The sequence below is a fragment of the Bdellovibrio sp. HCB-162 genome, assembly GCF_047344985.1.
Lineage (GTDB): Bacteria > Bdellovibrionota > Bdellovibrionia > Bdellovibrionales > Bdellovibrionaceae > Bdellovibrio.
Genome location: NZ_CP178861.1, coordinates 72,595 through 91,279 on the forward strand (window position 1 = coordinate 72,595; position 18,685 = coordinate 91,279).

Annotated in this window: 15 protein-coding genes and 2 tRNA genes; 12 read left to right on the plus strand and 5 right to left on the minus strand. The window is 43.0% G+C overall.

Going from position 1 to position 18,685, the window contains the following annotated elements; all coding sequences use genetic code 11:
* Positions 1-16: 16 nt before the first annotated feature.
* Positions 17-655 carry a DedA family protein gene (locus tag ACLSSO_RS00360; protein WP_367276357.1) on the plus strand — a complete coding sequence of 213 codons (639 nt, stop codon included), beginning with the start codon at positions 17-19 and terminating at the stop codon, positions 653-655.
* Here the strand turns inward: ACLSSO_RS00360 and ACLSSO_RS00365 are convergent.
* Complete coding sequence (locus ACLSSO_RS00365; protein ID WP_413943741.1) at positions 652-2,637, minus strand: hypothetical protein; 1,986 nt, start codon at positions 2,635-2,637, stop codon at positions 652-654. The two genes, ACLSSO_RS00360 and ACLSSO_RS00365, sit on opposite strands and share 4 nt — an antisense overlap.
* Positions 2,600-4,402 carry a hypothetical protein gene (locus ACLSSO_RS00370; protein ID WP_295900346.1) on the minus strand — a complete coding sequence of 601 codons (1,803 nt, stop codon included), beginning with the start codon at positions 4,400-4,402 and terminating at the stop codon, positions 2,600-2,602. Before ACLSSO_RS00370 ends, ACLSSO_RS00365 begins: the two co-directional genes overlap by 38 nt.
* Before the next feature lie 324 nt (positions 4,403-4,726).
* On the opposite strand from ACLSSO_RS00370, the gene ACLSSO_RS00375 reads away from it, so the two are divergent.
* The 8 genes from ACLSSO_RS00375 (at position 4,727) to queF (ending at position 11,799) form a co-directional block, all read left to right on the plus strand.
* A complete protein-coding gene (locus ACLSSO_RS00375; protein WP_295900348.1) occupies positions 4,727-5,833 on the plus strand; it encodes a hypothetical protein in 1,107 nt (368 codons plus the stop codon).
* A 9-nt stretch (positions 5,834-5,842) separates the two neighbouring features.
* Positions 5,843-6,232 carry a DUF333 domain-containing protein gene (locus ACLSSO_RS00380; protein ID WP_295900349.1) on the plus strand — a complete coding sequence of 130 codons (390 nt, stop codon included), beginning with the start codon at positions 5,843-5,845 and terminating at the stop codon, positions 6,230-6,232.
* 172 nt (positions 6,233-6,404) lie between these two features.
* Positions 6,405-6,788 (plus strand): hypothetical protein, encoded by a 384-nt coding sequence (locus tag ACLSSO_RS00385; protein ID WP_413943742.1) that lies wholly within the window; start codon positions 6,405-6,407, stop codon positions 6,786-6,788.
* 94 nt (positions 6,789-6,882) lie between these two features.
* Positions 6,883-7,350 (plus strand): nucleoside deaminase, encoded by a 468-nt coding sequence (locus ACLSSO_RS00390; protein ID WP_340589726.1) that lies wholly within the window; start codon positions 6,883-6,885, stop codon positions 7,348-7,350.
* 58 nt (positions 7,351-7,408) lie between these two features.
* Entirely contained in the window at positions 7,409-9,448 is a 2,040-nt protein-coding gene (locus tag ACLSSO_RS00395) for a hypothetical protein (protein ID WP_295900356.1), read from the plus strand.
* Positions 9,438-10,760 (plus strand): hypothetical protein, encoded by a 1,323-nt coding sequence (locus ACLSSO_RS00400; protein ID WP_413943743.1) that lies wholly within the window; start codon positions 9,438-9,440, stop codon positions 10,758-10,760. Before ACLSSO_RS00395 ends, ACLSSO_RS00400 begins: the two co-directional genes overlap by 11 nt.
* Positions 10,757-11,245: a hypothetical protein gene (locus ACLSSO_RS00405; RefSeq protein ID WP_413943744.1), complete on the plus strand. Its 489-nt coding sequence runs from the start codon at positions 10,757-10,759 to the stop codon at positions 11,243-11,245. Before ACLSSO_RS00400 ends, ACLSSO_RS00405 begins: the two co-directional genes overlap by 4 nt.
* A gap of 41 nt (positions 11,246-11,286) precedes the next feature.
* Positions 11,287-11,799 (plus strand): preQ(1) synthase, encoded by a 513-nt coding sequence (gene queF, locus ACLSSO_RS00410; protein ID WP_295900362.1) that lies wholly within the window; start codon positions 11,287-11,289, stop codon positions 11,797-11,799.
* A gap of 1 nt (position 11,800) precedes the next feature.
* Here the strand turns inward: queF and ACLSSO_RS00415 are convergent, their stop codons facing one another.
* The 3 genes from ACLSSO_RS00415 to ACLSSO_RS00425 all read right to left on the minus strand — a co-directional run bounded on the left by ACLSSO_RS00415 (position 11,801) and on the right by ACLSSO_RS00425 (position 15,368).
* Positions 11,801-13,186, minus strand: coding sequence for a sigma-54-dependent transcriptional regulator (locus ACLSSO_RS00415; protein WP_295900363.1), 1,386 nt, complete (start codon positions 13,184-13,186; stop codon positions 11,801-11,803).
* On the minus strand, positions 13,186-15,135 hold the full coding sequence (locus ACLSSO_RS00420; protein ID WP_413943745.1) for an ATP-binding protein: 1,950 nt from the start codon (positions 15,133-15,135) through the stop codon (positions 13,186-13,188). Before ACLSSO_RS00420 ends, ACLSSO_RS00415 begins: the two co-directional genes overlap by 1 nt.
* Before the next feature lie 140 nt (positions 15,136-15,275).
* A tRNA-Ser gene (locus ACLSSO_RS00425) sits at positions 15,276-15,368 on the minus strand.
* A 142-nt stretch (positions 15,369-15,510) separates the two neighbouring features.
* Between ACLSSO_RS00425 and ACLSSO_RS00430 the strand changes: the two genes are divergently transcribed.
* The 3 genes from ACLSSO_RS00430 to ACLSSO_RS00440 all read left to right on the plus strand — a co-directional run bounded on the left by ACLSSO_RS00430 (position 15,511) and on the right by ACLSSO_RS00440 (position 18,660).
* Positions 15,511-15,587, plus strand: a tRNA-Arg gene (locus tag ACLSSO_RS00430).
* A gap of 180 nt (positions 15,588-15,767) precedes the next feature.
* Positions 15,768-16,631 (plus strand): FecR domain-containing protein, encoded by an 864-nt coding sequence (locus tag ACLSSO_RS00435; protein ID WP_413943746.1) that lies wholly within the window; start codon positions 15,768-15,770, stop codon positions 16,629-16,631.
* A 31-nt stretch (positions 16,632-16,662) separates the two neighbouring features.
* A complete protein-coding gene (locus tag ACLSSO_RS00440) occupies positions 16,663-18,660 on the plus strand; it encodes a tetratricopeptide repeat protein (protein WP_413943747.1) in 1,998 nt (665 codons plus the stop codon).
* Positions 18,661-18,685 lie beyond the last annotated feature (25 nt).

Genomic DNA, 18,685 nt, shown 5'->3' on the forward strand with positions numbered 1-18,685 from the left:
ACTCTAAGAACCTATGATGGAATTCGTCGATATTATTTTACATCTTGATCAGCACATTCCTGAGTGGATCGCATTCTTCGGTCCATGGTTGTATGTGATTTTATTCCTTATCATCTTTGCAGAGACAGGATTGGTGGTGACGCCGTTCTTGCCTGGCGATTCGCTGCTATTTGCATTGGGTGCGTTTACGACCGTTGAGCATGGTTTGAATTTATGGATCGTGCTTGCGAGTTTAACGATTGCAGGAATTTTGGGAGACACCGTGAATTACCACATAGGAAAATATGTGGGACCGAAGGTCTTCGAGAATAATTCACGCTTCTTTAAAAAAGAATATTTAGAGCAAACTCAAGCCTTCTATGAAAAATGGGGTCCATTTACGATTGTGGCAGCTCGTTTTGCTCCGATTGTTCGTACGTTTGCTCCATTCGTTGCTGGTATTGGATCTATGCACTACCGCAAGTTTCTTTCTTATAATGTGATTGGTGCGGTTGCCTGGGTCTTTACTTTTGTTTTAGCAGGACACTTTTTCGGAAATCTTCCAGTTGTGAAAAAGAACTTCCACATTGTGATTTTTGGAGTGATCGGTGTGTCGCTGATTCCAATGGTATGGCCTTGGATCTCTGGTAAAATTCAGAAGATGAAGGCGCGCTAAGCAGCCTTCTTCGTAGATTTCGCCAACATTTTTGATAAAATCGGATTGGTTTTTAAATAAACCGGGTCTGTATCCTGATAATATTTAACAATACTTTCTAAAGCGTATTCACCCGACTTCTTGTGATTCGGATGAGCGCTGTTGAGAAGTCTGTGGAGAGCGTCCCATACGTCTGAATTTAACTGCTGTTTTGCAACCTCAACAATTGTATCGGCAGCGACTCGATTGTTGGATGAGAACATGTTTTCCCAGATCTTTCTTGCCGGGAATCCGTATCTGCCTAAAACTACGATGGCGTTTGCTTGTACGCGTGGATCTTTGTGCTCCAGAAGGCGTACGACAGAATCCTGAAGAGTTGTGCTCCATAGATTTTTTGGAATAATTCTTCCTAAAAGACTTACTACTGCCGAAAGTGCCTTGGTGCTTAAAAGACCTTCTTCTTCGCCGCGAAGGAAAGAAGTTAAAGTCATCTCTGCTTCTGACACGATCTCCTGAGTTGTATTTTCGAATCGATGGTATTTCAAAGCTGTGAGCATTCTCACGATATCATCATCGCGTCGAGTGACCGCCATAAGACGTACTTTTTTAAGTACAAACAACATATGCTCGTCACTACGGAAATAAGCAAGTCGCTCCCACATGTTGGAATCAAAAACCCATTCAATCGAATTGAAATCGCGGGATCTACAAAGCATAGACTCTTCTTTAAAACCTTTGAGCTGATTGACTTTGCGATCAAAGATAAATGCCAGGCCTTCTGCGCTTGGTGAAGCCTCTTGGAAGAATGTCAGCACCTGATGAGTTTTATCATCGATCAATGAAAGGAGACGAACAGATTCGATCAGCGGAAGTCCACTGAGCGCGTGCCCTTCGTCAAGACGAGTGAAACGCATTGTTCCTTTTGCTAAGGAGCCTTTTAGTTTGAAGTAATGATTTGCTTCAGCGGGGAGATTCTTTTCGATGACTGTCGCTTCGTGAAAGAGATCGCGAATACATGCAATGGCCAAAGACTCTGAGGAAAGATCTGGAGCCATTTCGTCTTTAAAGAGGAAAACGATTTCGTCGCCGACAAATTGATAAATCAATCCACCATGACGTTCAATCACCTCACGAGCCCTTGCGAAGTATTGATTCAAGATGGTCGTCATGTACTTGTCGTCTTTTTCTAAGAACATTTGCGTGTAGCCGTTGAGATCAATACGACACAAAGTGGCTGCGAAACTATAAGGAGCCTCTTTGCCGCTTTTTAATTCGTACCGAATGGCGGGACCTACGGTTTCTCCATACGTTTCGCTGAGTTTTTCTAAGCGAACGCGCTCGCCCTCCAAGCCTACAGAAGCTTTGAGAATAGTATCAGCTTCGGCAGAAGTAGTTTTGATGTTTGCAATTTCTTCGCGAGAACGGCTGGAGAGAACTTTGCTAAGGTTGATGATGTCCCTCAAAACCAAAAAAGCCACAAAGCTTAGAAATGTAGTCACCACAAAAATATCTTTTATGAACATTGGAATCATTTCTTTCAATGTACTCAGTAGAGTTGTTCCAATGTTTGACCGAATTCCCGCAGTGAGTCTGTAGTCCATTACTTTAATTGTTTTGAACTTTAAACCATTGACCTCAATAAGTTCGTTGAAGTTAGCATAATTGTGATTAAGCTCTTCAAGTTTTCCAGAGTTGTTTTCAAAGAAAAGCGGCTCTGTTCCTTTTTGAAGAATAAAGAAATCAACAAAATGCAGCTTTCTTGCTTGTGAAAGTTTATCTTTAATACCATCCGGATGTTCTTGTACAAGATCACCGATGCTCGACTGAAGAATGTAATCTAAGTTGGCTACTCTTGTAATTGCGACGTGTTCTGCGAGTTTGGAGCCCTGAGTATAGAATTGATATCCGGTGAAGGAGACATAGCCCACCCAAAAAAAGAATATCAGCAGCAATAAAAGAGATTTTTTATTTTTGCCGAACAAAGCGATCTCCTTGGTCGACAAAAATTACGTCTCCTCTGCTAGCTCCATAGGTGTTGCCAGATAAGTCATATACAGTGATGCTGTTGTCTTTCAAAGTTTGTACAAAGTTTTTATCTTTTAATTTGCTTCTGGCTTGTTGATAAGATCCGCCAGAGATAAATGAAACAACCTCGTCCCGGCCTGGTGTATACGTCCCACTGTTAGAGCCCGATGAAGTGGAAGAGCCTCTCCGTTGTTGTTGAATACGGCTTCCACTTGAAGGTGTTCTATCGAGATTTGCAGAGGCGGCTCCGGAAGAAGTAGTAGATACAACGCTTCCACCTCCACTATTGCCTATATCGGATATACTGTGGTCCGTATTCTGCGCTTGTTTTGCACCAGAGCCCGCATTTACGGCGGCTGGCTGTCTCGAACCATTCGAGGAACTGTTGGCAGATGTGGCAGTTCTTGTTAGATCAACTTCCTCTTTAATGTATTCACCATTGCCGGCTTTTCCACTTTGAGAGCTTGCAGTTGGAATATTAATCTTTGGAGTTTTTCCACCAACGGTGCTCATATCGAGTTGATATTCACTAGCAGGCTCCCTTGATGAGCTGCGGTCCTTGCGAGAAGTGGTGCTGACGCTTGCACTTGTCGTTTCAGCAACAGTGACGGGGCCGTTTGAATATGCCGATCGCGCGCTACTGGCAGAAACTGACGTATTTGAACTTTCGATAGCAGATTCAGTGGCTGCTGCAGGACTTGCTGCCGCTAAAGCAGCCGGCTCTGCTGCAACTGCAGGAGAGGGCCCTAAGACCGCTTCAGCCATTCGAACCACACCACTAGTTTGGGCGCGGCTTTCACTAGCCACCAATTGCTTACCGCCTGAATCGGCCATTCTGTTCATATCTTGAGGAGACTGATCTTTTGTTGGATGCTTAGGATTTTCCGCGACTGATTTAGGAATTTCTTGGCTTCCTTTTACAGCGGCCTCGAATTCACCTTCACTTATATCTAGGGTAGTTAGTGCAGAGGAAAAAAGCGAAGCCCGAGCGTCTTGTTTTAGCTTTGCAACGTTCGTTACTTTTTGATTAATGCAAAGACTCGTAACCGCTTGGCTTAGATCTTCATCCGAAACTGACGAAATATGGATAGATTCGTGAAACAGTTGTTCTTTGATTTTACTTAGATCAACTTTTTTTCCAAATTGAAATTGAATTTTTGCTCCGGATTCGATGACTTTCATGGGATGTTCAATATTTTCATCAGCACTTTTCTTACACACCAAGATAGGGTCATCACCCGTTTTCATATTTGAGAATTTAATTATTGAATTTTTAAATCCTATAACTGCCTTTTCATAATTAAGAATACCGTCCTTTTCTCCGAATTTCTTAATAAAAAGGTCTTTTGTTTTATTTCCCTCCAGACAATCAAGAATAGGGTTTGAAGTCTTTCCTGGAAAAGCAAAAATCTCTTTCACACTAGACGTTAAAGCTGTATATGTTTCGGGCTCTACCGTGTCGAAACACTGGTCTCCAACGAAAGCCTCAGTAGATTTATTCACTAATGGAGCCGAGATTTCAGAAATATTTTTTTTGAATTTTTCCCACTCGGTATCCTGAATTCCGACGCAAAGTGGTCCTTGAGTAGTGAAAGTAAGAATTTTTTGTTTTCGGTTTGTTGACCTGAGTATGATTAATTTGTCTTTTTTCGATAAAAGGATCTTTTCGTTTACTGATGAACCAAAGTATCTTTTTAAATGATAGAGAGTTTTCTCGCCCTCGTAGTAGACTTCTATTACCAAGTTCCCTTTTCTTATTCTCCAAAAATCCACAGCTTTATCGCTGTTATAATCTATGCGCGTATCCTCATAGTCATTGTCGGTAAAAGAAAATACTTTTCTTTTCTGTTCGGCCGATGAGAAAGGACTTACGCTTATACACCAGGATATTGATGTAAAGAATGAGATACTGATTATGATAGTGATTAGGAGGCCTTTCATATCTGTTTATGTATCGGCACAATTGAGTTTGGTTTATACAAGACTTTGGCCTAATCATCAAAGGACCTTAGCCCAGGAGCTTGGAAATACCTTTTAAAGGAAGCAAGGATTAAACAAAATTGTTGTATGAGATATTTTTTAATCGTTTCGTTTTCGTCGTGGGCTTTTGCCTCCACTTCGCTCGCAACAGAATATGCAGCCTTTGCGAAGATTGACTCGTCTTATGCACAGAAAAAGGTAGATCTTGAGATAAAAAATATGCCGCGTATCACATCTCAAGATGGACTAGGGATTTGTTATGCTCACGTTGCGGCGACGATGATGCAGACAGAAAATTGCAGGACTTTAAAGATAAAAGACTGCGGCTCTCTTCAGGAGAACCAACTTTTTTCACCTCTTGATTTAACGAGGCTACATAGGACGAATGACAACGGTGAATATTCTACTTTGCGAAGTTCGTATAAAGGTTTGGATATCTCGGGTGGTAGTGTCCATGATGCAATTATTATTGGAGCCTTAGGAACAAAGGCGGCAGCGAGCGAAGAGTGTTTATCGTTAGATCGTATCTTAAGTAAAATGAATACGAGAGGAGAAACTAATGATGCACAAAATGCGATGTGGACTCGTTTGAAACAACAGTATGACGCCGCAAAAAAAGAAGCTAAAGGTAAGGAAGGGTGTGCTGAATGTTTAAACAACATTTATACAACGGCGGCGGACAAAACGATGCCGGAAGTGGAAAAAAATTTAAATCTAAAAGTAGATAATGTAAAGCTTGCTCAAGCATTTGCTCAAGATACCTTTAATAAATTCCTTGATGATTTGCTTGGAGCCTCTGCGTGTAGAAAACCTTCCCAAATGGTATATTTTGAAAATGCTGAGGGTCTTACCTATGAAGCATTTCCAACATCCGATAATGCAACTTCCGAACAAATGAAGGACAAAGTAAAAGAGGTATTAAAAACGGGACGGCCGTTAGCCTTAACAAATATTTGTCTCGGACAAGAACCAGCTAAGAGTTGCAATGAAAAGAACTTCCATGCAGTTGTTATTGCCGGCTACCGTACAATTTGTAATTCCGCGGGCAAATGCAGAGATTCGTTTAAGGTAGTCAATAGTTGGGGAAAATCTTGGCAGGATCAGAACGATGGCGGATGGCTTGATGCCGATGCACTTTTGGGCAGAACTAAGATTGCACGCGATGTTCTTGGTTGGTTTGCTGATAAAAAATAAGGAATCGAAATGGCAATTCTAAATATTCTTTTTTCCCTTTCCTTTTTAGTTGCACATGCGTCTCCTGAAGATCTTAATTTGAAATACTTCGTAAACAACGCATACACACAAGTTCAGACGAAAAAAATCGATAAATTTCGGGTGAATGATTTATGCGTAAAGAAACAAAACTGCAAAGCGATGCTGACTGCGAAAGGTAAGCCGTTCAAGGTGCAACAAACCAAGGCTCCTTTTACGGGTAATCCCGGAGCCAATTACTGTTGGGATGTCGGTGCGAAGAACCGAGTTTTAAAAGACGATAAAAACAATCAGTACGATTTCTGTGTCTTTGATGATGGATCAATGGTTGATGCTTGGGATTTATATCAAGCTCACTACCCGGCCGCTACTGTGAAGTAACTGGAAATTTTTTGCGGACATGCATGATCGCAAGCAGAATCCATAGTCTTAGAACCCGTCTGGATTTCGAGATTCAGCAATTCTCAAATCAAATATAACCAACACACGACCCGGCATGCGCTGGCCGGGGCCTTGCTCTATGGACCTCCCGAAACCAATTAGGAGGTTCAATATGAAAAATACAAAGCTTGTTCTATCAATCGTTCTTATGGCGGCTCTTTCTGCATGTGCCGGGAAAAAGAACTCCGATGAGGGTGTTAACGGTGGAGTTGTTACGGAAGATGGACGCTGTACAAGTGAAATTTTAGACGTAAGCAACAACATGCTTCGTGCGATGAACGCCCTTCGACAAGCTCAAGAACAAGTTCCAAGAAATGTGGAGTTGATCGTGAACCGCGCTATCGAAGTTCGTGATGCTTGCGACCGCATGTTACCGAAATACGCAGGCGTGTCTTGCAAGGCAGAATCCCAAGGCAAAGTCGTCGATCTTAGAACGGACGATGTTAAGGAGTACTGCGCTACTATTAAAGAAATTTTAAGATCCAATAACCTTTAAACGCCAGCAGCGCGTCCGAAAAACGTTAAACGCGAGCGGGGCTTGAAGCCGAAGAGTTGACTATTAGCTCGAGTCCCGCCACTATGTGCACCTTATGAAAAAGGAATTCATGATCAGAGCCATTGAGCTCTCCAGAAAGAATATGCAGGCGGGCGCTGGGGGTCCATTTGGCGCTGTGATCGTCAAAGATGGGAAAGTGATTGGAGAAGGTTGGAATAAAGTCACCTCCTCCAATGATCCGACAGCTCACGCAGAGGTTGTTGCCATCCGTAACGCTTGTGAAAACGCAAAAAACTTCAGCCTTGAGGGCGCAGAGATTTACACAAGCTGTGAGCCTTGCCCGATGTGCCTTTCAGCGATTTACTGGGCACGCATTAGTAAGATTTATTTCGGCAACACCCGCAAAGATGCCGCCGACATCGACTTCGACGACGACTTCCTTTACCAAGAAATTCCTAAAGAAATTAAAGACCGCAAGGTCCCTATGATCCAATGTGCTCACGAAGAGGCTTTGGACGTTTTCAAAGAGTGGCAAAACAAGACCGATAAAGTGCCGTACTAAGGACGAGGTTGGTCTTTCAGGACTCCAAGCCAGAAGGCTTCTTGGAGACAATAGAGGAATGAAATTAATGAGTTCATTCCTCTTTTTATTTTTGAGCGTTTTTCTTCTAAATTCATGCACTCATAAAGAAAAACTCATTCCTCGTGATGTTGCTTCCCTACAAGCCAATGGTGGTATGGAAGGGATTTGGTTTTTGCAAGGAACCTCTTCCACGCGTGGGCCTTATAACGGCGAGCTAGAACTTCGTCGCTCCAACGATGGCACTTTCAATGTTGTTCGCGCTGTCACCTACATCAATTATTTTTTCGACGGTTTGAAAGTTCAGGAGATCTGGACGGGAAAAGCCGTTGCCACAGGTGACTCTGTCACAATCACTTATGATATTCGTCAGGGTGATTTCATTACCCGTTTAGGAAATCAAAAAAGAGAACCATCTGATTTCAGGAATCCCGTAACTGTGATTTCTCGGTTTGTCGCCTCACCTGCGGGCTTAGCGACTCAGTTTGCTGACAAAAAAGTATCTAATTATTCAGAGTGGATTACGACACGAAGAGACCTTGAAGCAAAACCTCTTTGGGTAAACGAAAGAAAAAATCTCGACGCCAAAGGACCGCGCATTCCTTTGGCGGTAAGAGGTGTTATCAATCTTTTCAAGTTGAAGATTGGTTACGATAAAGATCCCCTTGTTAAGTCCTATAAGGACCGTCCTGAATTTAAAGATGAACATCCTTACATTGTTTTTGATCCAACAGATTTTGAATTTTATCGCACCAACAAAGATATCATTCGTGTCGTAAATAAAATCACGGATGACATCAGCATTACTGAGTCAGTTGTAAAACGAAATGCTTACTCTCCGACCCTGGCAGAAAAAGCAAATGGCTTTGATAAAAATGCCCGCGATTTCCATATCAATGAAGCCGGAATGCTTTCTCACGCGATCTTAGATGACAATGGTCATTTGATTTCCTACCAGTACGATGGTGATGCTGCCTTGTGGACTGGAATGTATGTCGGCTCGCAGGCGATGCGCTACCTCGCAACGAAAGACAGCACGGCATTGCAGAATGTACGTAAATCTGTGAAGGGTCTGATTACGCTTTTGGATATCACAGGAAATCCTCAGGAGTTTGCACGGACTCTGGCTGCTTACGATCCTAAAACTCCCATTCCGGAAAAATGGCATCGTGGTACGGGAAAATATGAAAATTTGATTTGGCTTGAAGGTGGCAACAACGACATGGTCAAAGGGATCACACATGGATTTCTTTGGGCAAGTCTTGTGATTCCGAAATCAGATACGGAAATTTGGAATGAGCTTCGCGATAAATCACGCAAGCTGATTGATCTTCGTGTGATGCAAGAAAAACCTCAGAATCGTCCTGCGGCTTACGGATTAGCAGCTTATATTACGGGCGACCAGGGCTTTAAAGATCAGTACGTGAAATCTTATAGCACTTTCAAAGTGAAAATATCCGGCTATAGTTTTGATACAACTTTCTATTGGCACGGATCCGCAGACTGGAGTGGAATCAATCTTGGTGTCGTCGGAGATATCACGGATATTACTTTGGCAGACCTTCTTGGACAAAATAAAATCCGCGATCAATTGCGTGAGCGCTTAATGGACTCTTGGGTCACTTATGAACCCGCGCAAAGACATCTTGTGACGTTAGCTGCCTATGGATTTGCCTACAAGCATGGAACTCGCGGAGGAAATTTCCGTTCAGAAAGTAGTGACACCCGCTTTGTCTCAGCTTTGTGGCAATCCGTGTGGGGCTTACGTGAAATTCCGTATCCTCGTCCGAATTTAGATGTCAGCATCGATCATTCGCTAAGACCTGATTGGTGTATGTCCCCTATTCCTCGTCTGTTCTGGAAGGCCGTAAAAAAACCGGAGCCTCCGATCGATTTCTTTTATCAAGGTCTCTACAACTATCCCGTGTTTGAGTTGCAGGCATTCTCAAGCAATTTCGTGTGGAAAGATTCGGCGTTCTTATATCAAACATCTCACAGCAAGGGTGTTGAAAATTCCGGCGTCGATTATCTTTATGCTTACTGGTTAGCGAAGTACATTGGGGTTAATAATGTGGATTAAGAGAATCGCCCCTGGATTCCTTGTATTGCTAGTTTCGTTTTCAGCGGTGGCCAAAAAGGAAGTCGTGTTTTTCGGCGGTGGCGGAGAGCCTAAAGGCGATAGCACCATCTTTGATGCCGCTTACAATAATTTTGCAATGTTTTCTAGTGGTGGCTGGCAGGCGCGTTCTTATTTCAATGGAGGCCACGCAAAGTCAGAGGCTGTCGCACAAAAATTATTTAAGGGAAAAAATCAGCCAATGACAACAAAGAACATGGCTGATGAAATCGCAAATCTTAAAGCGAGAATTGAAAAAGGTGACTTAAAGAGTGGCGATCAGGTGATGATAACCATTGCGACTCATGGTTTAGAAAAAAATAAATCTCAGGCGTCTCATAGTATTGCGACAACAGATTCTAGTTTTAATCTGGACGAAATTGCAAAGCTTCGCGATCTGGCTGAGAAAAAAGGTGTCTCTTTGGCAATTGTGGATTTTTCTTGTTACTCGGGAAATACTTTAAGCCTAGGAACTGATAAGACTTGTGTTATCTCCACAGCGGCTGACACCGTCGCCTACAATACCTCAGGCGATTATATGGGAAGAAATTTTACTCCCGGAAGATCTTTGGAAAGTGCGTTTCTTGACGGGCGCAGTGAAATGAATGCTGTTGTGCCTGCGGCTCCGCAAATTTCCACAGAGGCCGGCAGGAAAGCATACCAGTTGACGAAGATTTTGTCTGAGTCGATGTCAGAGCGTAGTACGATTCGTGCAAGCAAAGACGCGGGTTTAAACTGTTACGGAGTAAATTCAGTACCCTATCGCAAACTTCAAAGCAATTTACGTGATATTGGCTCGGGAGATATTTACGGATATCTTAAGGTGAAGCTTGGAATGCAAAAGAGTACGTTAGAGCCTCTTATCAATAAACTGCAGACCGCCGTAAAAAAGTATGAAGACAAGCGTAAAGGCATGCAGAAAATGCTGGATGAGATGCAAAGCTTAAATCAAAACGCTTGCCACGAAGTACAAGGTGTAAAGCTTTGTGGAAATGTGCAGAACTGGGAGTTTGGTTATAAACTTCTTTCTGAGAAAGAACAAAAAGGTCAGCTTGATGAAAAAGGGCGCGCAGAGCTGGCTGTTTATAAAACGGCTATGAATACGCCTCAATTCAAACGTTATCAAAACTTAAGAACGTCGTTTTCGAAACAAGAAAGTCTTTTTCCTGAGGCCAAAGACGTCGCTCGCGTAGAGCGGGAAGTTTATAATGCTCTTTACGGAGAGTTTTCGAAAAAATCTTCTAAGCCGAATCCATGCAGAAAGTTTACTTTATGAGAAAAATGATGTGGAAAACTCTGTTAGCAATGTGGATGTCGTTGGTTTCCATCAACGCTTTTGCGCAAAATGATTTTAAATGTGGTGAATACGAATTCATGGGCGTTATTCGCAAAGTTGACGGTAAAAATGTTTTAAAACTTTACGAAGGCTCTATGAGTGAAGCGATCTTAACTCTTTCGCCTGATCTTGAAGAGCTTGCAGAAGTGAATCTTGGAAATTCTGTGACCTTAAAAGGAAAGATGTTTGCGCCGGTAAAAACTTATCGTGGCAAGATCGAGTCTATGCTGAGCGAAAAAGAAATTCAGGATCTCACGGCCGCCAACAAGCCTTACACCGCTCGTTTTATGAGAGATGATATCAAGGAGCGTGTTGCGGATCCATTACATCCAGACATGGATTCTGGAATGAAGCTCATAAAAGAATTACCTTGTTCTGGTCGAGAGCCTAGCGCCACAACGAAGAAGGCAAAGAAGAAAAAGTAGGCATTGATCTTCCCCACCCAATGAACTAAAAGACCACCATTATGAAAAAGAAAACTGGCAGAGACGCAAAAGAATTAGAAAACTTCGTTTTGGGTGAAAACCAAACGAAATACCCTGAGACCTATGCACCCGAGGTGCTTGAGGCTTTCGATAATAAAAATCCTGGCAAGATTGCTTGGACAACTTTTGTTTGTACGGAATTCACCTCCTTGTGTCCTAAAACTCGTCAGCCGGATTTTGCAAAAATCTTTATCAACTACATTGCTGACAAGAAGATGGTGGAATCAAAGTCTTTAAAACTTTATCTTTTTAGCTTCCGCAATCATGGCGACTTCCACGAAGACTGCGTGCAGACGATCTGTGACGATCTTGTGAAGTTGATGAAACCAAAATACATCGAAGTCGTTGGAGAGTTCACTCCACGCGGTGGTATCGCTATTTATCCTTATGCAAGTTATGCTGTGAAGGATAAATTCTTCCAGAATCTCTATGAAAAGCGCATGAGCGAATATGCTCCAGGCAAATACTCCATGGAGCTTTCGAAGCTTTATTAGTCTATTTTTTAATTCCTTGCAGACGGCGACGAAGGTCGCCCAAAGTGCTGCGGGGAATTCCCAAATATCTTGCGGCCGCGGACTCCGAGCCTTTTTTCTTCATTGCAAAATCGATCAACTTTAATTCGAATTCGGAAACGACGTGACTATAACGTCCCTCCAAAGCTTTTTCATCGATTTCTGCAATGGAATTATTCTTAATAACTTCCTCATACACCGGCGCGGATTGAACCAAGTGAGGCGTAAGATCGTTTGGTTGAATTTCATCTCCGTCGACTAAAACGCAGGCGACTTCAATGGCGGATTTCAACTCACGGATATTCCCCGGCCAAGAATAGGTTAGTAGCAACTCTTCGGCTTTAGGACTGAAAGACTTTTCACGGTAGTTACCACTTCTTAAAAATTCGTGGGCTAAATCTAAAATATCTTCTTTACGTTCGCGAAGTGCGGGGAGTGTTACTGTGAATTTTTTAATTCTAAAAAACAAGTCTTCGCGGAACTTCTTTTCTTTGATGAGCTCTTCAAGATTTTCGTTCGTCGCTGCAATAGTTCGGCAGTTCACTTTTCTTCCGATATCTTGACCGACGGGATAGATGTCACCACTGCTGAGCGCTCGCAGAAGTTTGACCTGCAAATCCATGCTGAGGGTTGCAAGCTCATCTAAGAAAAGATCCCCGCCATCAGCACTTTCAAACTTTCCGGCGCGGTTTTCCGTCGCACCCGTGAAGGCCCCTTTTTTGTGACCAAAAAGTTCTGATTCTGCTAAGTGAGACGGGATAGCTCCGCAGTTGACAGCAATAAATGGACGAGAGTCATCGTTTTCAAGACTCCATAAATATTGAGCCATGACCTCTTTGCCGGAGCCGCTTTCGCCACGAATAAGAACGGATTGTCCAGAGCCGCGAATTTTTTTGGCTGTTTCAATCACAGCTTTGAACGCTGGCGACTTCGTATAAAGATTTATGTGAGTAACAAGCTTAGAGCCAGCCTGATGTTTTAAAGTTTGATTCTTTCTTAGCAGGCGATGCAGAACAGGAGCTTTACGTAAAACTTGAGTTAAAGTTTTTGTGTCGAAAGGTTTCACCAAGTAATCAACAGCTCCGGCTTTCATGCAGGCTTCAACGAGATGTGCCTCATCGTGGCCTGTCATTGCAACAACGACTGTCGAAGGATAGTTTTTTGAAATCTCTTGAATGAGCTGTAAACCCGCGCGGTCTTCGGATTCATCTAAGGATAGATCGGTGAAAACAAGGTCAATAAGCTGTTTATCAAGCACGTCCAAAGCTTCATCTAAGGAATCGGCCAGGGACACCACGTGAGGGGCAGGAATTTGAGACTGCATTGTTTTGCGAACAAGAGTTTCATCATCAACAATTAGAATACGCATTAGTTCGTCCTCACTTTTATTTCAAACTGTGTGATCCACGGTTTTGGAATGAGATGTCCATTTAGTTTTTTAATCTGATCTTGAATCCATTTTTCGTCAAAGTCTGATGTACAAAGATAAGCTCTTTTGCCAATACCGAGTTCACCAAGGATCTCTAGACCTTTTTTGTTTTCACTTAGATTCTGATCAATCACCAACAGAGCTTTTTCTGGCCACGACTTCAACGGAAAAGCATTTTGAAGTTCTATTGTTGTGGAAAAGAAAGAAGTATTTTTAAGTCCGATGCTCAAGGCTTTCTCTCGCCAAGCATTAAGGACGTTCTTGTCATCATCCACAAAAACAAGAGACTGATCGATTTCAAGTTCAATAGAAGCTGGAGCCCATGCTGGCTTTTTTTCCCGCGGCATACGTAATGTGAATGTAGTTCCTGAGCCTTCAACCGTTGAAACATCTAAAGTTCCGCCACTCCATTCGATCGCGGCTTTGGCTTGGAAAAGTCCAAGGCCCGAACCCGTCTTTTTTCCGTGAGTAAAACTACGCTCAAAAATTCTTCCTAAAATATCCGCGGGAATACCATTGCCGTTGTCTTTGATTTCGAAGATCCACTCTTTTGGGCTTGAGGAAAGCGAAAGAATAACTTCACTCGCACCAGCCTCAAAAGCGTTGTTGATAAGATTTGAAACCGCGGACTGCAATTCATTGACTTGAACGACACTCCAAATCTGCGGAGTGGAACTAAGACCTTGCAGCAGAAGCGATTGATGGGCTTGCTTGCGAACGCTGTGCTCATTAAAAACAGAAGTGATTAAGGGTTCAATCAAGGTGAGCTTGGGTGCTTCAACTTCAGAAACGTCTTCTTGCTTAGAAATACTAGAGGAAAGTTTTTGGACAATGCCGGCAACCCTTGCAACGGCACTTTTTAAAATGGCTAAGGGCTCTAACTGTGCCGTCTCTATTTGGCTTAGAGCCATATTCATGCTCATTAGCGGACTACGGATATCATGGGCAACTTGCGCGGCTATTTGACTGCGGGCTTTATCTCTTTCGGCCTCGATCAACTGAGTTTGGTGCGACTGCAAGGTACTCAGCATTTGGTTGAGATTTTTTCCCAACTCATTTAGTTCATCGCGAGATTCTTCTTCAGAGCTGGGCACCCGTTGTGAGTAGTCTTGAGTCTTCGTGATCTTTTGCAGAGTCTTAAAGATAGCGTCGATTTTTCTTAGCAGTGTTTTAGTAAGGACACGAGACAACCACAAAGAAAGTAGTATCAATATAATGGCGACACCAAAAAGTATCGTGCGTATCTTTTTAATTTCCGTATCTAAAGTTTTTGTCGAAATGGTTGCAACCAGGCGATAGTTTTGTTTGCTGTGACCTTTTAGCGAAGTCAGAACAAGCATTCGCCCTTGCTCAATGTGCGCACCATCAGACATTTTTAAAACTTGCTGAAGATCTAAAGTATCGTTGTAACCTTCGCGGTGAATTCGACCCAGGCTTTCATCGTTGGTGCCGACAAGTTCTACGGAAAGATTATCAGCATCGTGTTGAATCATTTCGCGCAACAACCGTGTGGCATCATCGAAGTAAATAATTGTCTCAATGATGCGTTTGCCATCAGCACTTGCTAAAAGAGTGTGTTGTCCGACGTTGGAGTTTGCATCTTTGACGAGAGAGCTTTGAAAACTTGTGGATTTTGAAGTGTCGAAATCGGGAAAAGCCTCGATACTTTTTTGATTATAGATATTGATGTCGTTGATCCCGAGAGAAATAGCCAATTCATCAAGGTCTTTGTTTTTTAATTCGCCTCTTTGATCTTGGAGCTTTAAAACTTCAGCAGCGTTCAAAGCGATTTGAGATTCCGAGTCTTCGATGTTTTCTAAAGTCTGCGCCAAAAGATTCATGTGATCGACGTAGGACTCTTTAAAATCTTCGGAACGGGTTTTGGACAAAATTCCACTAAGAATAAGACACGTTATAATGGCCGAAGCTGTCGCGGTCCCGAAAATTGAAAGAAATATCTTATGAGAAAACTTCATCCGCGAAAGAGGCATCCTTTAATCGTAAAGGACGAGCTTATGAAGTCAATAAATGGCGGAAAGGGCGGGATTTGAACCCGCGGTACACCTTTTGAGTGTACGAGCGTTTAGCAAACGCTTGGTTTCAGCCACTCACCCACCTTCCCGCGGTCGTTATAAGCGACTAGAGGTTCAAAGTGCCATACCCGGGACCCATAATCAAGGAATTGACCGTCTTCTTTTTGCAATTTTATCAAGAATGCTTGATTTTTTGGTGGCCGCAGTCTATCAATACTTCTCTTTCACAGTGCACTCGTAGCTCAGCTGGATAGAGTACTTGACTACGAATCAAGTGGTCAGAGGTTCGAATCCTCTCGAGTGCACCATTTTTTCCCCTCATATTCTTATAGTAGTCTCTTTATACTCCGCTCCATTTTTAGAACATTACAAGTTAACTAAGTCCCGTTTGTTTTTCCCAGTCTAGAGTCTAAAAATAAATCACCCCGCACGGATCAATTTTAAGCCGAAAAGAACTCGCGTATCCTAAGGACTGAGGGTGCAATTCAATGAAAAAGCAGTATTTGTCGTGGTGTGTCTTAGGGCTCAGTCTTTTCCTTTATCAAACTTCCGCTTTTGCAGAGCAAATGTACGGTGTCTTTATGGTCACCAAAGGCAGCGTGAAAGTTCAAAACGCTAAAGCCGGAACCTCCGACGCCAAAGTGGGTGTGAAGGTTTATGAAGGCGACACGGTGATTACAGCCGCCGACTCCCGCGCCAAAATCGTGATGTCAGACCGTAACGTTATCAACGTGAATCCCGAAACAAAAATCCAGATCGCCAAATACGAAAATGATGCGGCCTCTGGGAAAAAGAATGTGGAGTTAAATCTTCTTGAAGGAAAAGTTCGGAACAACGTTGAGCAGACATATGATGGAGAAAAAAGTAAGTTCCTTATTAAAACTCCGACAGCTGTTGCCGGTGTCCGTGGGACTCAATTCTTAGCCGGATATAACCCTTCGACACAAATGACTTCGATTGTGACGTTTAAAGGAGCCGTGACTTTGGCTTCTGTGAATTCACGAGGCCAGATAGTTGGATCGGCGGTCGTAGTGAGAAAAGGTGAAGCGACGAGTGCTGCACCAAATGCTGCTCCAGAAGCTCCGAAGTCGATGTCAAAAGAAGAGCTAAAGAAAATGGATGCGGATACAGCATCCGTATCTAAAGGTGATGCGAATCGTGAGATAGCAAGTGGTGTGGGTGCTCCCTCGCTAGTAACGGCGGGAGATACAAGCGTGAACAATGCTCCAGAAGCTCCACCGCAGCTTATACCTACGACACGTCCGAATGTTGTGACAGGTCCTACGCCACCACCACAGCGTTTCGAACCGAAGACGAAAGTCATCGTAAGACCGCAACCCGTTGGCAACTAACTAACAACACGAACCAAGAAAAACCACCACTATGAGAACAGCGCTGATTCTTCTGCTTTGTACATTCTCAAGCTTGCCGACCTTTGCCTTAGATACAAAGATTTCGCAGTCACAAGCAATTGTTATTGAACTTCACGACTCCAAAGGCAAAGGGGATATTCGTCCTGTTCGGGTGCGTGATGCGGATTCAAAAAAGATCGCACAGATTTCCGTAAGAAAACAAAAAGCCAATACGCAAGTGTGGGATGGCTTTTTTATCATCCAGTTTTTTAAAGGTGATACGGCACCAAGAACTTTAGAATTTTATGGCCCAGATAGAAATCCTTATTATGCTTATGCCGCGACAGAAACGAACGTTCAAAAAATATTTCTTTTTGGCTCGGCTGATGAAATGGCGAAGTTCGTAGCTAAAGATACGGAAGCCCGTGCCAAAGCGGCTCAAGTAGCGACAGCCACTTCGAATAAAGCTGAAGTGTATTCTCCTGAAAAAGTGGCGCAGATGCAAAAACAAGTGCGTGAACAAATTCGCGTGCAAGAACAAGCGCAAATCAGTATCGAGGAACAGCAGGCAAAGAAGAGAGCCGAACTTTTAGCAGAGCAAGAAAAACTTTCGATTGCAGAAAAGCAGAAGAAAAAACAAAAGGCCCTTGATTTGGTTCAACAGGCAGACACACTCTATCAAAATCAAGATTATAAGGGTGCTGAAAAACTTTATTCGGAAGCCTCTGAACTTGATCCCGAAAATGATTCTTACCTTTATCGTTATGGCGTGGCTCTTTATAAGACCGACGATTACAACAAATCCTTAGCAACTCTTTCGATTGCAGAAGTTTCTTCTGAGCAAACAACAGAAAGGGACTACTTTGTTGCACTTAATCACTTAAAGCTTAAAGACTATGATAAGGCCCTAAAAAAATTAGGCGAAGTTCGTGACGAAAATGATCCGACCATCAGTCCGGCAGCGGCTTTCTTTGCGGGAACTATTGAATACCAGAAACAGAAATATCCTGATGCCCGTAAGAACATGGAGTATGTGCTTGATAACTCCAAAGATCCGCAGCTTGATAAAGCAGCCGACGATATGCTTGAGCAGATTGATCGCATGGAAAACTTTTATGCGAGCAAAAACGAACGCTATCGTTTTTCGTTCTTTATCGGGCCTGTTTATGACCAAAACGTTTTGAATCTTGCAGTAAACAATATCGCGACCGATGTTCAAGCTTACCGTGTGAATTATGGAGCAAGTGCCTTGGGAGTGTGGTACCGAACTCCGACATCGGATTTGGGCACTCAACTGGCTGTCTCGGATTATTATAGTACAAACACAAAATTCCAAGGCGATGCGGTTTTACAAACGGCGGACCCTTTGGAGTTCGCATTCACAGTTCCTTTTCATAAGGAATTTGCGATGAAGGATCGTTCGCTCAATTGGGAGTTGTTGCCGACGCTAAAGTCTCTTTACATGAGTCCCACAGGTGGAACTCGAACGGAAATTATAAGATCGACGGGCCTGACAACGACGCTGGCAACTCCAATTAAAAGAGATCTTTATTTATCTGGGAAGTTGGAATTTTTCTCAGACAAATCGTATCTGGATATAAGTACCTCCGATGACGATCAAACGGGCACCAAATACGGTATCACAATCACACCGACGAAACTTTTAGATCTTAAAGGAGAAAAAAGTATTTCGACGGACGTAAGTTATCTTGTGAATAACACAGAAGGTAAGAACTATCGCTACAAGCGCATAGGTTTGGGTGTGGCCTATAGCTTTCCAACATTCTGGAGAAGCAATAGCAGCGTTCGTTTGGATTATGGCAGCCAAAATTATGGAGAGGCTTCCACCACGCGCACGGATACGACTTTTGCTTTGACGGGAATTCTTACCAAGGAACTTACGAAACGATGGAATCTGACGACGACGCTTCAGTATACGACGGCAAATTCAGAGGTGGAGCTTTATAAATATAATAAGCTCATGGTGATGGGACTTTTCACTTACACCTTAAGTATCATGGATAAATAAAAAAGAAAAAACCCACCGGAAACGG

Coding starts and splice junctions, on each gene's coding strand:
- ACLSSO_RS00440 (WP_413943747.1), top strand. CDS start 16,663: ATGAGAACAGCGCTGATTCTTCTGCTTTGTACATTCTCAAGCTTGCCG.
- ACLSSO_RS00360 (WP_367276357.1), top strand. CDS start 17: ATGGAATTCGTCGATATTATTTTACATCTTGATCAGCACATTCCTGAG.
- ACLSSO_RS00395 (WP_295900356.1), top strand. CDS start 7,409: ATGAAATTAATGAGTTCATTCCTCTTTTTATTTTTGAGCGTTTTTCTT.
- ACLSSO_RS00415 (WP_295900363.1), bottom strand. CDS start 13,186: ATGCGTATTCTAATTGTTGATGATGAAACTCTTGTTCGCAAAACAATG.
- ACLSSO_RS00435 (WP_413943746.1), top strand. CDS start 15,768: ATGAAAAAGCAGTATTTGTCGTGGTGTGTCTTAGGGCTCAGTCTTTTC.
- ACLSSO_RS00380 (WP_295900349.1), top strand. CDS start 5,843: ATGGCAATTCTAAATATTCTTTTTTCCCTTTCCTTTTTAGTTGCACAT.
- ACLSSO_RS00385 (WP_413943742.1), top strand. CDS start 6,405: ATGAAAAATACAAAGCTTGTTCTATCAATCGTTCTTATGGCGGCTCTT.
- ACLSSO_RS00375 (WP_295900348.1), top strand. CDS start 4,727: ATGAGATATTTTTTAATCGTTTCGTTTTCGTCGTGGGCTTTTGCCTCC.
- ACLSSO_RS00400 (WP_413943743.1), top strand. CDS start 9,438: ATGTGGATTAAGAGAATCGCCCCTGGATTCCTTGTATTGCTAGTTTCG.
- ACLSSO_RS00390 (WP_340589726.1), top strand. CDS start 6,883: ATGAAAAAGGAATTCATGATCAGAGCCATTGAGCTCTCCAGAAAGAAT.
- queF (WP_295900362.1), top strand. CDS start 11,287: ATGAAAAAGAAAACTGGCAGAGACGCAAAAGAATTAGAAAACTTCGTT.
- ACLSSO_RS00405 (WP_413943744.1), top strand. CDS start 10,757: ATGAGAAAAATGATGTGGAAAACTCTGTTAGCAATGTGGATGTCGTTG.